This is a genomic window from Loigolactobacillus zhaoyuanensis (assembly GCF_003946385.1).
Lineage (GTDB): Bacteria > Bacillota > Bacilli > Lactobacillales > Lactobacillaceae > Loigolactobacillus > Loigolactobacillus zhaoyuanensis.
On the sequence record NZ_RHOE01000001.1, the window covers coordinates 44,017 to 59,470 of the forward strand.

General features: G+C 45.2%; 16 protein-coding genes. 15 read left to right on the forward strand and 1 reads right to left on the reverse strand.

Annotated features, from left to right (window positions below; all coding sequences use genetic code 11):
- Positions 1-53: 53 nt before the first annotated feature.
- The 10 genes from polA (at position 54) to rplT (ending at position 10,969) form a co-directional block, all read left to right on the forward strand.
- Positions 54-2,720 (forward strand): DNA polymerase I, encoded by a 2,667-nt coding sequence (polA, locus tag EKM76_RS00220; protein WP_125548656.1) that lies wholly within the window; start codon positions 54-56, stop codon positions 2,718-2,720.
- A gap of 8 nt (positions 2,721-2,728) precedes the next feature.
- Positions 2,729-3,577 carry a DNA-formamidopyrimidine glycosylase gene (gene mutM, locus EKM76_RS00225; protein ID WP_125548657.1) on the forward strand — a complete coding sequence of 283 codons (849 nt, stop codon included), beginning with the start codon at positions 2,729-2,731 and terminating at the stop codon, positions 3,575-3,577.
- On the forward strand, positions 3,574-4,176 hold the full coding sequence (coaE, locus tag EKM76_RS00230; RefSeq protein ID WP_125548658.1) for a dephospho-CoA kinase: 603 nt from the start codon (positions 3,574-3,576) through the stop codon (positions 4,174-4,176). Before mutM ends, coaE begins: the two co-directional genes overlap by 4 nt.
- A gap of 211 nt (positions 4,177-4,387) precedes the next feature.
- Positions 4,388-4,879 (forward strand): transcriptional regulator NrdR, encoded by a 492-nt coding sequence (gene nrdR / locus EKM76_RS00235; RefSeq protein WP_125548659.1) that lies wholly within the window; start codon positions 4,388-4,390, stop codon positions 4,877-4,879.
- Between the two features lie 22 nt (positions 4,880-4,901).
- Positions 4,902-6,263 (forward strand): replication initiation and membrane attachment family protein, encoded by a 1,362-nt coding sequence (locus tag EKM76_RS00240; RefSeq protein WP_125548660.1) that lies wholly within the window; start codon positions 4,902-4,904, stop codon positions 6,261-6,263.
- Positions 6,264-6,265: 2 nt separating this feature from the next.
- The gene (gene dnaI / locus EKM76_RS00245) at positions 6,266-7,195 is read left to right on the forward strand and encodes a primosomal protein DnaI (protein ID WP_125548661.1); all 930 of its coding nucleotides are present in this window, start codon (positions 6,266-6,268) and stop codon (positions 7,193-7,195) included.
- 319 nt (positions 7,196-7,514) lie between these two features.
- Positions 7,515-9,509 carry a threonine--tRNA ligase gene (thrS, locus tag EKM76_RS00250; protein WP_125548662.1) on the forward strand — a complete coding sequence of 665 codons (1,995 nt, stop codon included), beginning with the start codon at positions 7,515-7,517 and terminating at the stop codon, positions 9,507-9,509.
- Between the two features lie 174 nt (positions 9,510-9,683).
- Entirely contained in the window at positions 9,684-10,208 is a 525-nt protein-coding gene (gene infC / locus EKM76_RS00255) for a translation initiation factor IF-3 (RefSeq protein ID WP_318531393.1), read from the forward strand.
- A gap of 110 nt (positions 10,209-10,318) precedes the next feature.
- Positions 10,319-10,519, forward strand: coding sequence for a 50S ribosomal protein L35 (rpmI, locus tag EKM76_RS00260; RefSeq protein ID WP_125548663.1), 201 nt, complete (start codon positions 10,319-10,321; stop codon positions 10,517-10,519).
- A gap of 90 nt (positions 10,520-10,609) precedes the next feature.
- On the forward strand, positions 10,610-10,969 hold the full coding sequence (rplT, locus tag EKM76_RS00265; RefSeq protein ID WP_125548664.1) for a 50S ribosomal protein L20: 360 nt from the start codon (positions 10,610-10,612) through the stop codon (positions 10,967-10,969).
- Positions 10,970-11,024: 55 nt separating this feature from the next.
- On the opposite strand, the gene EKM76_RS00270 is transcribed toward rplT, so the two are convergent.
- A complete protein-coding gene (locus EKM76_RS00270) occupies positions 11,025-11,942 on the reverse strand; it encodes an NADP-dependent oxidoreductase (RefSeq protein WP_125548665.1) in 918 nt (305 codons plus the stop codon).
- Between the two features lie 168 nt (positions 11,943-12,110).
- On the opposite strand from EKM76_RS00270, the gene EKM76_RS00275 reads away from it, so the two are divergent.
- From EKM76_RS00275 to yqeK, 5 genes are all read left to right on the forward strand, one after another.
- Entirely contained in the window at positions 12,111-12,641 is a 531-nt protein-coding gene (locus EKM76_RS00275; protein WP_125548666.1) for a YqeG family HAD IIIA-type phosphatase, read from the forward strand.
- Positions 12,634-13,755: a ribosome biogenesis GTPase YqeH gene (gene yqeH, locus EKM76_RS00280; RefSeq protein ID WP_125548667.1), complete on the forward strand. Its 1,122-nt coding sequence runs from the start codon at positions 12,634-12,636 to the stop codon at positions 13,753-13,755. Before EKM76_RS00275 ends, yqeH begins: the two co-directional genes overlap by 8 nt.
- Before the next feature lie 76 nt (positions 13,756-13,831).
- Positions 13,832-14,146 carry a YhbY family RNA-binding protein gene (locus tag EKM76_RS00285; protein WP_125548668.1) on the forward strand — a complete coding sequence of 105 codons (315 nt, stop codon included), beginning with the start codon at positions 13,832-13,834 and terminating at the stop codon, positions 14,144-14,146.
- A gap of 54 nt (positions 14,147-14,200) precedes the next feature.
- Positions 14,201-14,806 carry a nicotinate-nucleotide adenylyltransferase gene (locus tag EKM76_RS00290; RefSeq protein WP_164507550.1) on the forward strand — a complete coding sequence of 202 codons (606 nt, stop codon included), beginning with the start codon at positions 14,201-14,203 and terminating at the stop codon, positions 14,804-14,806.
- The gene (gene yqeK, locus EKM76_RS00295; RefSeq protein WP_125548670.1) at positions 14,793-15,398 is read left to right on the forward strand and encodes a bis(5'-nucleosyl)-tetraphosphatase (symmetrical) YqeK; all 606 of its coding nucleotides are present in this window, start codon (positions 14,793-14,795) and stop codon (positions 15,396-15,398) included. Before EKM76_RS00290 ends, yqeK begins: the two co-directional genes overlap by 14 nt.
- Positions 15,399-15,454 lie beyond the last annotated feature (56 nt).

Here is a 15,454-nt window from a genome sequence, read left to right on the forward strand (position 1 = left end):
TTGTTAGAATATAAAGTGGATTAAACATAAATTTAATTATGAGGGAGCTTAATATGGCCAGCGATAAACATTTATTATTAATTGACGGCAATAGTGTCGCCTTTCGGGCTTTTTTTGCCCTACATTCACAGATCAATACTTTCATTAACCACAACGGCCTGCATACTAACGCAATTTATGCTTTTAATACCATGCTGGATGTGGTGTTAAAAACGTTCACCCCAACTCATGTTTTAGTGGCGTTTGATGCCGGTAAAACGACTTTTCGGACCGCTAAATTTAGCGATTATAAAGGTCAACGCGATAAAACCCCGAGCGAATTATCCGAGCAATTTCCGTATTTGCGCGATTTGTTAGCGGCGTACGGTATCTGCGCTTATGAATTAGCTGACTTTGAAGCCGATGATATTATTGGAACTTTAGCTCAAAAGGCGGCCGCCGCAGGGTTTACCGTTGATATTGTGACCGGCGATCGCGATCTAACACAATTGGCAACTGAATCCGTGACGGTCAATGTAACCGTTAAAGGGGTCAATCAATTAGAAGCTTATACCCCAGCGCACGTGGCGGAAAAATACGAACTCACACCGCGACAGATCATCGATATGAAAGGCTTAGCTGGTGATACTTCGGATAATTATCCAGGGGTCACTAAAGTTGGCGAAAAAACGGCGATCAAGCTGTTGAAACAATTTGATAGTGTTGAAGGTATTTACGAAAATCTGGATCAGTTGAAGCCTAGTAAAATGAAGGAACATTTAGAAGCGGATCGGGAGCAGGCTTTTTTGAGCAAAGATCTGGCTACGATTCGTCAAGACGCGCCATTAACGATCGATTTAACCGATTTGGTTTATCAAGGTCTTGATGTGCCAGCTTTACGCGATTTTTATCAGGAAATGGACTTCAATGCTTTTTTGAGTAAATTAGCTGATCCGGAAACGGAACAGGCCCGCGCCGCAATTGAATTTCAGGAATTGACTGCCGCGTCAGTGCCAGCAGTATTAGCTGGTTTCACCGGTCCAGTGGCTTTTTATTTAGAAATGTTGGACACTAATTACCACACCGCACCATTTGCTGGTTTCGTAATCGGGCAACAGGGGCAATGGTACGTCAGCACCGACGTTAAACTATTGCAGTTGCCACAATTTAAAGCCTTTTTGGCTGATCCACAACAGCCTAAGTTAGTTTTTGATGCTAAGCGAACTTATGTCGGGCTTAACCGGTTAGAAATTCCGTTGGCCGGCATTCAATTCGATCTGTTATTAGTTTCATACCTGTTGAATCCTAACGATAGTGGCAATGATCTAGGCAAAATTGCCCAGTTACATCAGTATCGTGAGGTTGCCACCGATGAAGAAGTTTACGGTAAAGGGGCCAAACGGGCGTTGCCAGAAGATCCGCAAGTTTTGTATCAACATTTGGCGCAAAAAGCATTGGCGATCGAACAACTCCAACCACAGCTTGATCAGCAATTAGAAGCAAACGAACAAGATGGCTTGTTTAAGGAAATGGAACTACCGCTGGCCATTGTTTTAGCGCAAATGGAAATTGCGGGTATTCGTGTGGATCAAGCACGCTTGAACGTGCTACGCAAGGACTTTGCCCAACGAATCGAAACACTGACCAAAAAAATCTATGCCGAAGCTGAAGAAGAATTCAACATTAATTCTTCCAAACAACTGGGTGTGATCTTATTTGAAAAGATGAATTTACCGGTGATCAAAAAAACAAAAACCGGCTACTCAACTGCAGTCGGCGTGTTGGAACAATTGAAGCAAATTGCGCCGATCGCCAGTGATGTCTTGGATTATCGCGGTTTAACTAAATTACAATCCACCTACATTGATGGCCTGTTAAAAGTGATCGACCCCGATGATGGCAAGATCCACACCACTTATTTACAGACATTAACGGCGACTGGGCGTTTATCATCGATCGACCCTAATTTGCAAAATATTCCCGTCCGCGATGAAGATGGCCGCCAGATTCGGCAAGCTTTTGTGCCTAAGACAGAAGGTTGGCAAATTTTTGCGGCTGATTATTCGCAAATCGAATTACGCGTGTTGGCGCATATTTCCCACGATGCTAATTTGCAGGCGGCCTTCACGGAGGGTGCCGATATTCACGCCAGCACCGCCATGCGGATCTTTGATTTAAAGGACGCCAGTGAAGTGACGCCGAATATGCGTCGCCAAGCTAAAGCGGTCAATTTCGGGATCGTTTACGGCATCAGTGACTACGGCTTATCGCAGAACTTGGGCATCACGCGCCAGCAAGCGAAAACGTACATTGATAATTATTTCCGGGAATATCCTAATGTCAAGCAGTATATGGCCGATATTGTGACTTCAGCGCAAAAATATGGCTACGTCGAAACCTTGTTCCATCGGCGGCGTTATTTACCAGATATTCATTCGAAGAACTTTAATTTGCGCTCATTTGCTGAGCGGACGGCAATGAATACGCCGATCCAAGGTAGTGCAGCCGACATTATCAAGGTGGCAATGTTGAATATGCAAAAAGCATTGCGTGATCAGTATTTACAAGCTACTATGTTACTGCAGGTCCATGATGAACTCATTTTTGAAGCACCGGCAAGTGAAATTGCCACTTTGGAACAATTAGTGCCACAAGTGATGGATGCAGCTGTTAAGTTGGAAGTACCGATGAAGGTTGGCTACGGTAGTGGACCAACTTGGTATGACGTTAAAAAAGGTTAGGTGAACAAATGCCAGAATTACCAGAAGTTGAAACCGTTCGCCAAGGATTGCGCGGTTTAATTTTAAATAAAACCATTGCCAACGTTGAAGTTCGTTGGGGTAAGATCATTAACGGTGACAGCGCCAAATTTACCAATGATCTAGTTGGTGAAACTTTTAAAGAAGTCGATCGGCGCGGTAAATATTTGCTATTTCGGCTCAGTGACGATTTGACGCTGGTCTCTCATTTACGGATGGAAGGCAAGTATCGGGTCACGCCGCAAGCACAGGAAGTAACCAAGCATACCCACGTCATTTTTAATTTCACCGATGGCACAGCGCTGCGTTATTTAGACACGCGTAAATTTGGTCGCATGACGTTGATCAAAACGGGGACGGAAAATCAGGTTGGCGGCTTAAAGACGCTAGGGCCAGAGCCCACGGCCGCTGATTTTCAAGTGGCGGATTTTGCGCAGCGTTTACGGCGACACAAAAAAGCCATCAAGCCGACCTTGCTGGACCAGAATGTGGTGGCGGGTCTCGGCAATATTTACGCTGATGAAGTGTTGTGGCTGAGTGAAATTCATCCCTTACAACCAGCTAACACATTATCGCCGGCGCAGATCCAAGTGCTACACGATAATATTATTTTAGAACTGACCAAGGCCATTCAGGCTAAGGGCACCACTATTCGCAGTTATACTGATGCATACGGGGCAACGGGCGGCTTTCAATTGTCGCTCCACGTGTATGGTCGTGAAGGTGAACCTTGTGAGCGGTGTGGGGTGACGATCGAGAAAATCAAAGTCGCCCAACGCGGCACTCATTTTTGCCCGCATTGTCAAATTTTACCCGGCAGTCAGGTTAGTGCTTCATGACGCTGGTGTTAGGCTTAACGGGCGGTATCGCCAGTGGCAAGTCAACCGTCAGTCGGTGGTTCGGTGAGTACGGTTATCCGATCATCGATGCCGATGTGATCGCGCGCCAGGTGGTAGCACCGGGCACTAGCGGCTTACGTCAATTGACCGCCTTATTTACGCCGGCTATTTTAACGGCTGACGGTGCGCTGGATCGTAAAAAGCTTGGTGCGATCGTCTTCGCTGATCGGCGCCAGTTAGCCCAATTAACGGCGATCACCGGCCCGTTGATCCGCCAAGAAATGACGCGGCAGTTAGTTGAGTTGAAGCGCAGCGCCCCTGGCTTGATCGTATTGGATGTGCCTTTATTATTTGAAGCCCATTATCAGCAAATCGCTGATTTAACGATGGTGGTCTATGTTGACGCACCTACTGAATTACAGCGGCTCATGCAGCGTGATCAGTTAAATGAGACGGCTGCTAAACAGCGCATGGCTAGTCAATGGCCGTTAGTCGCAAAGCGGCAGTTAGCGGATATCGTGATCGATAACACACAGTCACTTGCCGCGACCAAGCAACAAGTGGTAAAATTCTTAACACAATACGATTTACAGAAATAAGGTGAGGTATTGTCCTGACCTTATTTCTGTATGAGGTTAAGCCAGTGACAATGAATTTTGCCATATTAACTGATTAAACTGCGCTTGTCATGAATTGAATGTTATACTTTCTATAATAGAATACAGGTGACCCCATTGTGCTAAGGGGCAGTGGGGTCAATTTAAGTCATTGTTTTGAAGTTAACTTAAGAATTGAAAAGGAGTGTCCAACATGCAATGTCCGCGCTGCCATCATAATGGTTCACGTGTCGTTGACTCACGGCCAACTGATGAAGGCCGCGTTATCCGGCGGCGACGTGAATGTGAAAATTGTAATTTCCGCTTCACTACGTTTGAGCGAGTCGAACAAACACCATTATTGGTGATCAAGAAAAACGGGACCCGTGAGGAATTTAATCGCGAGAAGATCTTACGTGGCCTGATTCGTTCGGCGGAAAAACGGCCAGTAACAATGGAACAAATGACCCAAATCGTGGATGAAGTGGAAAATAAAATCCGCGCGTTAGGCGAAAATGAAGTGGCTTCCCCGATGATCGGTGAGTACGTGATGACGCTATTGGCGGATGTCGATGAGATCACCTATATTCGCTTTGCCAGTGTTTACCGGCAGTTCAAAGACGTGAATGTTTTCTTGAAAGAATTAAATCAAATGGTCGATCGGGATAAGCAAGCTGAGGAAAATGATTCTGATCAGCCATCATAATCAGAGATAGGAGGTGTTGATGATGCAAGACGCATTTTTTAAGTTAAATCCGCGGGATGGGTTTGTGGTCACCGATGCCAACTATCTTTCTGACTTCGATCGGCAAGTCTTGACCTACCTATATCAGCCATTAATGGGGACGGCGGCCTATAGTCTATATTTGTTACTTTGGACGCAGCAAACTTTGGTACAGACCGCGCAACCGCACAGTACACTACTGGCATTGCTTAATATTGATCTGCCAACGCTATATGAGAGCCGAATCCATTTAGAGGCGCTGGGTTTGATCAAAACGTACCAACAAGTGACTGCTGCTGGCCGGACATTTACCTATGAATTATATGCGCCCCAAGCGCCGAATGCGTTTTTCACTGATGACTTGCTGAGTTTATTGTTATATGAAGCCGTGGGCGAAACACGATTTGAGCAACTTAAGGCACAATTTCGTTTACATCCAGTGAAGGTAAGCGCGGATTTAGAAGAGGTCAGCTTAAGCTTTCTAGACGTTTTTCACGTTAATTCACAATTATTATCGCAGCCGCCAGCAACGATTGCGGAAGCTAAATCAGAATTTAAAACGCCGGGGACCACCACGCAGCCACAATTGGATGAGCGGGCCACGGCTGATTTTGATTGGCCATTTTTCAAACAACAATTACACGCTAGTTTTGTGTCGGTGCGTCAGCTAGATCACTACCATGATCAGTTGTTGACCTTGCACGCTTTGTACGGTTTAAATGAGCTAGAATTAGCGCAGTATGTCAATGAAAGTGTGGATATCACCACTAATAAGTTAGACTTACCGGCTTTAAAACGGTTAGTGGCACGCCAACCAACTAAGGTTGCACCGACTACGGCGACTGCAACAACAACCGAAACAAATGTCGCCGCGACCAAAGATTTATCGCAAAATGACCAGCAACTGATCACAATCAGTCGTCAATTAGCGCCGATCACATTCTTGACTCAGCTGAAGCAGCAACAAGGCGGCTACGTGACTGATAGTGAGCAGCGTGTTTTGGAGCGTTTAATGAGTCGGCACGTGTTTGCGGATGCCAGTATTATCAATATTCTCAGTCACTATGTGATCAGCGTACGCAAAATGCCGACTTTGACGCAAGCTTACGTTGATGGTGTCGCTAATGGCTGGTTGCAGCACAATGTGACTACGCCGGAAGCCGCGATGCAGGAAGTGAAGTCATTTTACCGGCAAAAGCAAGCGCTGAAACGGACTAACCGCAATAAGCAGCCGCTACGTAAAGAAACGTTACCGGATTGGGCTAAGGATGGTTATCAAGCGCCAAAACAAAAGGTAACGGCCGAACAGCGGGCAGCGGTCCAGAAACGGTTAGCGGCCTTACAGGCGAATAAGGATGGTGAGTAGCGATGGAAGATATGGGCAAAAACTTACGTATTTTAATGGATAAAAAGAATTTAAACCGCCATTATGATGAATTAATGGCACAAGTTATGCGCGATCCAGCGGTACAGCAGTTCATCGCAGCTAATCGTCAGGTGATCGATCAAGCGATGATCGATCGTAGCTCAGCCAAATTATATGAATTTGTCACCGAAAACCATAAATTTCAGGCGAAGCAAGCTTCATTAGCACCTGGTTACCAACCACGCTTGATCTTAAACCATCATTTTATCGATGTGACTTATGAACCAACGGCCGAATTAGTTGCGGCAGAGGAAGCACGGGCACTGCAATCGCGGGTACGTTCGATCAGTATGCCGAAAAATATTCGGGATGCGCGATTAAGTCAATTTTATCAAGATGATGATCGTTTTGCGGCGTTGGATGCAGTAACGTTATTTTTAGATGATTATAAAAAAGCACCAAAGAAGTTTCATCAAGGCCTGTACTTGTACGGTAATTTTGGTGTTGGTAAAACTTATTTACTCGGTGCTTTGGCCCATGAACTAGCGCTGCAAGGGTTTCAAACAACGCTAGTTCATTTTCCAACGCTGGCAGTTGAAATGAAAAATGCGATCGGCCAAAATAATCTGACTCCAAAGTTAGACGCCATCAAACGGTCGCGGATCTTGATGATCGATGATATTGGCGCCGATTCGATGTCCAGTTGGATTCGGGATGACGTGCTCGGCGTTATTTTGCAATACCGAATGCAAGAAGAATTAGCGACCTTTTTCTCGTCTAATTTTTCGATGACCCAATTGGAGCACGAACATCTTAGCGTGACCCAGCGTGGCGAACAGGAACCATTAAAGGCGAAACGGATCATGGAACGTGTTCGCTTTTTAAGCCATGAAGTTGAATTGCTAGGCAAAAATCGCCGCCAACAACCATAATTTTTCTGGTTAGACTTGAATTTACGGTGCGGGTATGTTTCAATTGAACTATTGAAGCGGAGAGATACCGTTAACTAAAGCGACTTTTTAGAGAGGCAAGGGCGCTGTAACTTGCTAAGTCGTTAGTTGACGACCACTTTCCAAAAAACTCTATGCAAAGTAGGGTCGGTTCGTTACCGTTAACAACGCTAATGAGGAAGTGTGCAAACACTTCAAAACTGGGTGGAACCGCGAAATTATCGTCCCTGAGGTCTTTTAGACTTCAGGGACTTTTTTATTTGGATACGTTCGCGGTTAATATTTTAAGGAGGCCAAATTTATGGCAGAACTCAAGTTAACGTTCCCCGATGGCGCAATCAAGGAATTCGCCGCAGGAACAACTGTTGCTGATGTGGCAAAGTCGATCAGTACAAGTCTAGGTAAGAAGGCGATCGCAGGTAAGTTCAATGGTCAATTAGTTGATTTAACTGCACCATTGACCGCTGATGGTAAGATCGAGATCGTCACTGCTAAAGACGAAGCCGGCGTACAAGTGCTATGGAACACAGCTAGCTTAGCATTAGGCGCTGCTTTACACGACTTGTTCCCCGCAATGACTTTTGGTGAACACAACGTGACTGAACATGGTTTTTACTATGATACCGATAATGATGCTAAGCCAGTCTCCGTTGATGATCTAGTTGCGATCAATGATCATTTGGCTAAAATTGTTGCTGACGGCACTGCTATCCAGCGTGAAGTCGTTGCCAAAGCAGATGCATTAGCTAAATTTGCTAACGATCCTTATAAAACCAGCTTACTTAACGACTTGAACGCTGACGAAGTTGTTTTATATCATTTAGGCGACTTTACTGATTTTGGTGAACAAGGCGTTTTACCAAATACAAAATTGCTGAAAGTTTCTAAATTATTGTCGGTTGCTGGTGCATACTGGCAAGGTAAATCCAGCAATAAAATGTTGCAACGGGTTTACGGCACAGCTTTCTTTAGTCAAAAGGAAATGGACGCTGATGATGCTCGTCGGCAAGAAGCCCATGACCGCGACCATCGTGTGATCGGTAACCAATTGGATCTATTCTTCGTTGATCCTAAAGTTGGTGCTGGTTTACCATACTGGATGCCTAAAGGAGCCACGATTCGCCGGACGATCGAACGCTACATTATCGATAAGGAAGTCGCTAATGGTTATCAACATGTTTACACACCAGTTTTGATGAACTTGGATGCCTATAAGACGTCTGGCCATTGGGACCATTATCGTGAAGACATGTTCCCACCAATGGATATGGGTGAAGGCGAACAACTTGAATTACGGCCAATGAATTGTCCAAGCCATATTCAAATTTATAATCACCATATTCGCAGTTACCGTGAATTACCATTGCGGATCGCTGAATTAGGTATGATGCATCGTTATGAAAAATCTGGGGCACTTTCTGGCTTACAGCGAGTACGAGAAATGACATTAAATGATGGTCATACTTTTGTCACGATGGATCAAATTGAAGATGAATTTAAGGCAATTCTGAAATTAATGATTTCTGTTTATGCTGATTTTGACATCAGCGATTATTCATTCCGTTTGAGCTACCGCGATCCAAAGAATACTGAAAAGTATTTTGATGATAATGAAATGTGGAACCGCGCGCAAACAATGCTTAAGGCAGCGATGGACGACATGGGCTTGGATTACACTGAAGCTGAAGGCGAAGCTGCTTTCTACGGTCCTAAGTTAGATGTCCAAACGAAGACGGCACTAGGCAACGAAGAAACCTTATCAACGATCCAATTGGACTTCATGTTGCCAGAACGCTTCGACTTGAAGTACGTCGGTAGCGATGGTGAAGAACATCGGCCCGTTATGATCCATCGTGGGTTAGTTTCAACTATGGAACGTTTCACGGCTTATTTGACTGAAATGTATAAAGGGGCTTTCCCAACTTGGTTAGCACCCATCCAAGCCGTAATTATCCCAGTTAAAAACGAATTGCATTTAGATTACGCTAACCAGATCAAACAACGGATGGTTGCTGCTGGTCTACGGGTCGAAATCGATGATCGTAATGAAAAAATGGGCTATAAGATCCGTGAAGCCCAAACTCAGAAAATTCCGTATACCTTAGTGCTTGGTGACGAAGAAATGAGTCACGCCAGCATTTCTGTTCGTCATTATGGCGAGGACAAAGGTGTTGCGCAAGACGCTAATATCTATATTGACGCCATGAGCGCCGAAGTGGGTAACTACAGTCGTACTGGTAAATTAAAGGGTGCTGGCGCGAATGTGACCCAACAGCTTGACAAAGAAAAAAAATAATCGTATAATTTAGCCTATTGAGAATTAAAGCAGAAGCAGCCCGCTTCTCGCCTAAGCTGACATTCGTCTCTGGGCAGATATTGAACGGATCAAACCAGATGACTGGTTTGTGGCGGGGTCTGCGGAAGCGGACTCCGTTTTTTTCTGCATTTTTCTCGAAATTTTTGGAGGTGAATAGCCATAGCAAAAGACATGATGGTCAATGATGGGATTCGCGCACGTGAGGTTCGTTTGATCGCTGAAAATGGTGACCAACTAGGCGTTCAGAGTATGACCGAAGCATTGCGAATTGCCGACCAAGCTAATTTGGATGTTGTTCTTGTGGCTGCAAACGCTAAGCCACCGGTAGCGCGGATCATGGATTACGGTAAATATCGTTTTGAATTGCAAAAGAAACAACGCGATGCCCGTAAGAAACAAAAAATCGTTAGCATCAAAGAAGTCCGCTTAAGCCCAACGATCGATCAAAATGATTTTGAAACCAAGCTTAAAAATGCACGTAAGTTTTTAGCTAAAGGTGACAAGGTCAAGGCATCGATTCGTTTCCGCGGTCGTGCGATCACACATAAAGAAATTGGCCGTGAAGTGCTTAAGCGCTTGGCCGATGAGACCAAAGATGTTGCAACAGTTATCGCTCATCCTAAGATGGACGGACGCAGCATGTCAATGATGTTGCAGCCAATTGCAGAAAAGCAGTAAGCGTGCAATACAGGGCGTTGCTCTGGAAAGCATGTTCTCACTAAATTTGTTTGGAAAGGCTGTGGCGGCAGTTTTTCGCCACTGTCTTCTGTAGGGAGGAAGATTTAATTATGCCAAAACAAAAAACACATCGTGCATCAGCTAAGCGTTTCAAGAAAACCGGTAACGGCAGCTTGTTACGTCATCACGCTTACACGAGCCACCGTTTCCATGGTAAAACTAAGAAACAACGTCGTTTCTTGGCTAAGCCAGGCATGGTTTCCGCTAGCGATATGAAGCGGATCAAACAAATGCTATCCCAAATGAAGTAAGATAGCATCAATCGTTTAATTTTTTAGGTAACTTCGTGCTCCTAAGTTTTCACATTAGTGAAACGCCGAAGTATTTGAGGAGGAATTTCAATGCCACGTGTTAAAGGTGGAACAGTGACGCGCAAACGTCGTAAAAAGGTTTTAAAATTAGCTAAAGGTTATCGCGGTTCAAAGCATCGTTTGTTCAAAACAGCAAACACTCAAGTAATGGTTTCTTACCGTTATGCTTTCCGTGATCGTCGCCAAGTCAAACGTGATTTCCGTAAATTATGGATCGCTCGTATTAACGCAGCAGCACGTTTGAATGATGTTAGCTACAGCAAATTGATGCACGGTTTGAAACTTGCAGGCATCGACATTAACCGTAAGATGTTAGCTGAACTTGCAGTTAGTGACGCAAAAGCATTTTCTGACTTAGCAGAACAAGCAAAGACAGCAATCGCCAAATAATGATTTGGTTTAAAAAAGCTGTGCTCACATATGGCGAGCACAGCTTTTTATTGTTTTACTGCATAATAATGATTTTTCCAGGTTGGTGGCGTTGCTCTAGTAATTGGTGACCCGCGCGGACGCCAGCAACGGTAAATGGAAATTCAGCCGCAATTGGCAATTGTAATTGTTGGTGCGTGTATAGATCGAGTAAATAGGCAAGTGCTGGCCGATCACGAAAGCCCTTTTCTGGTTGAAAGGCCAACATGGTGATGTCCCGGGTGGTTGTAGGCAAGTTGTTTAGACTGACGTAACGGCCATTTTCGGCAACGTGGGCTAAGCCTTGTTCTTGATCACGGCCACCGTTAACGGCGTTGATCACAATATCCGCCGTCGCGTCACTACTAGCTAGATCAGTGGTGCTGATAAATTGGTCAACGCCAAGCTGAATCACGGCGTTGCGGTGGCTGGCACTGGCAACACCGATCACGTGCGCCCCGACAGCTTTAGCAATTTGTACCAGTAGGCTGCCAACGCCACCGGTAGCACCTTCAATCAGCACGCTTTGGTTAGGCTGTAGCTGTAATTTTACGATCAGTAAGTTATAAGCGGTGATGCCGACCGAGGGTAGACCAACTACAGCGCTAAGTGGTGTGCCAGCAGGGACCTTAGCAATTTTATTATGGGAAATGGCCACTTGTTCCGCGTAAGCATTTAAATTACTGTGACCGAGGACAACATCACCGACTTGGTAATCGGTGACTTGTTCGCCAACAGCTCGAATCGTGCCCACCACATCAGTACCGGGAACGATTGGAAATGGCAGTGGGCGGTCCTGCACGTGTTCACCACGGCGTAGGGCCGCATCGTAAGGATTTAAAGCAAATCCAACAACATCGATCAAAACGCGGATCGGCGTTAGTTCAGGTGTTGGCTGGGTGATACTTTCAAAAACAGTAGGGTCGCCAAAACGGTTAAAACCAAAACTTTGCATAAAATCAGTCCTTTCTTGGTGCTTTGCTTTTAGAATACGGCAAAAGCTTGCAACTGCAAAGTAATTGGCTTACGCTACTTTTTTGAATCTAGGCGGGTGCAATTTAGTGGGCTTTCCCTTATAATGGATTGTTGAGATATAAAACGATATAGATGTTGAGAGGTTATTATGTTTTTAGATTATAAACCGACTTGGATGGTGTCCAAAATCACCCAATTGACTGCGGCCGATTTGCGCGAGCAAGGCATTAAAGCGATATTGACTGATCTAGACAATACGCTGATCGTCTGGGATAATCCGACTGGAACCGCAGAATTACATGCATGGATCAAACAAATGCAAGCCAGCGGGATTCCAGTCGTCGTTGTTTCCAATAATAAGGCAACGCGGATCAAGCGGGCAGTTAGCAGCATGGGCTTACCATTTATTGCGCGGGCCTTGAAGCCACTATCAATTGGTATTCGTCGCGCTAAGGTCCAATTGAATTTGTCCAGCCAAGAGTTAGTGATGGTGGGCGATCAATTATTGACCGATATGATCGCGGCTAACCATAGCCATGTGCGGACGATCTTAGTCCGCCCATTGATCGAAACGGATGCGTGGAATACGCGGATCAATCGTTTTTTTGAAAAATTTTTAATGCGCCGTTTGATGCGGCGCTATCCTGAGTTGCAGTGGAAGGAGCGTTTAGATGGCTGAGACAGAAACCGAGCCATTATATTGTATTGGTTGTGGGGCACAAATTCAGACAACAGACCCAGCTGCCGCGGGGTACACACCTGCGTCAGCCTTGGAAAAAGGACTAGCAGCCGGAGAAGTCTATTGTCAGCGGTGTTTTCGTCTACGCCACTACAATGAAATCTCCGATGTCCGCTTAACTGATGATGATTTTTTGAAATTATTGACGCAAATTGGCGAGACTGATGCCTTGATCGTTAACGTGATCGATATTTTTGATTTCTCTGGTAGTTTAATTCCTGGATTACATCGTTTTGTCGGTAAAAATCCTGTCTTACTAGTGGGGAACAAAGTCGACGTTTTACCAAATTCGGTTAAACGGAGTAAAGTCCGCCGCTGGTTGCAAGAGCAGGCGCATGCTAACGGTTTGCGGCCAGTAGATGTAATGTTGACCAGTGCTAAAAGTGGTTACGAGTTGGATGAATTACTGGACGCAATTGAAAAATATCGTGCTGGCCGTGATGTTTATGTGGTTGGGGTCACTAATGTCGGCAAGTCAACTTTGATCAATCAGATTATTAAACGGACGACAGGCACGCAAGATTTGATCACAACGTCACGCTTTCCAGGCACAACGTTAGATAAAATTGAGATCCCGTTAGATGACGGTCATGCACTGATCGACACACCAGGGATCATTCATCGTGAACAAATGGCTTATTATTTAGGACCTAAAGATCTACGCTTGGTCGCACCACAAAAACCGATCAAGCCTAAAACGTTCCAATTAAATAGTGAACAGACCTTGTTTCTCGGTGGGTTGGCCCGCTTTGACTACGAACGGGGTGAACACACTGGCTTCACCCTGTATTTAGATAATAATTTATTGATCCATCGGACTAAGTTGTCTAATGCAGATGATTTTTATCAGCGCCAAGTCGGTAAATTGTTACAGCCACCACGACCAGAAGAAATTGCTGATTTCCCACCACTGACCCGGATCCAGTTCACACCAAAAGTCAAAAGCGACTTAGTTTTTGCCGGGCTTGGCTGGATCACAGTACCAGCCGGCATTACTGTCAGTGGCTGGGCGCCAGAAGGTGTGGCAGTTACATTACGACCAGCGTTGATTTAAAACTTGATCTATAGCTAAAACGTGTGAAAAAAGTGCGATTTGAGCCTTTTTTCACACTCCGCGAAAGGAAGACTTTATGACTTTAACTGGAAAACAAAAACGCTTTTTACGTGCACGCGCTAATCGTTTACGCCCAGAATTCCATGTGGGCAAAAATGGGATCAATGCGGCTTTTTTGGCCCAAGTGGACGATAGCCTAGCACGTCATGAATTACTTAAAATCAATTTATTACAGAATACTGATTTAACCACGGCGGATGTAGCGGCAGAATTGACTGCTCAAATTCATGGCCTTGAAGTCCCACAAATTATTGGCCACGTGGTTTTAGTTTATCGACCAGCACCAAAAGAAAAATATCGACGTTTATCCCTTCAAGTAGCAGCATTGTAAAGAGGTGACATTTAAGCGGTGAGAACATTAACACAACCTGTGATCACGGTAGAAATGAAAGAAGAAATTCTCGGCAATGAACACAAAAAGCAAGTTGGTATTATGGGCGGTACCTTTAATCCGCCACATCTAGGCCATTTGGTTATTGCTGAGTCGGTTGGTTCGCAGTTGGGGTTGGAGCAAGTCTTATTTATGCCAGACGCACAACCGCCGCACCAAACGACGAAAACAACGATTGCTGCCAAGCATCGATTGGCGATGGTCGAGCGGGCAATTGATGGCAATCCGCGTTTTGCTCTAGAACGTGCTGAAATCGATCGTGGTGGTATTAGTTATACTTACGATACAATGGTCACGTTGAAGCAGCAGCATCCCGATACTGATTATTATTTCATTATTGGCGCTGATATGGTGGCCGATCTGCCAACTTGGCATCGCATCGATGATTTATTGAAATTAGTCCAATTCGTGGGTGTTAAACGGCCAGAATTCCCGGTGACAAGTCGTTATCCGATTCTTTGGGTCGACGCACCGTTATTGGACATCAGTTCATCGCTGATCCGTCAGCGGGTCAGCCAAGGTTGCTCGGTTCGGTACTTGGTGCCGGATGCCGTGTTAGACTATATTGAAGAAGAAGGCTTGTATCGTGAAAAACACTAACGTAGAGTATGCGCCGCAACTAGTTGCGTTATCGCGGACTGAGTTGTTAGCTAAAATCAGTGCACAATTAAGCGCCGGCCGTTTTGTTCACGTGCAACGAGTCGAACAAACAGCCATCGAGTTAGCGCAAAAGTATGGCGTTGATGTACAACGTGCGGGGCTGGCAGGGTTGGTCCATGACTACGCTAAACAACGCTCTGATAGCGAGTTCAAGCAAATTATTCGCCAGCAACAATTTGATCCTGACTTGTTGACGGCGAACAATGGTATTTGGCATGGTGTTGTTGGGGCTTATTTGATTGAACGTGAGTTAGGCATCCATGATCAGCAGATTTTGAATGCAGTCCGCCGGCATACGATCGGGGCAGTCGAAATGACGGATCTAGATCAGCTTATTTTTGTAGCTGACTTTATTGAGCCTGGCCGTGATTTTCCTGGGGTTGACCAAGCACGGGCTGCTGCCGCCGAAAGTCTAATTGCCGGCGTGCGCTTTGAAGTTAGTCATACGTTGAAATTCCTACTCGCTAAACAAGTTAAAATTTACCCAAAAACGATCGATACGTACAATGCTTGGGTCGCACAGAAAAAATAAATTAAAACAGCTTAATTATGAAAAGGAGCCTGCTCGACTAGTCGCGGATTTTGCGA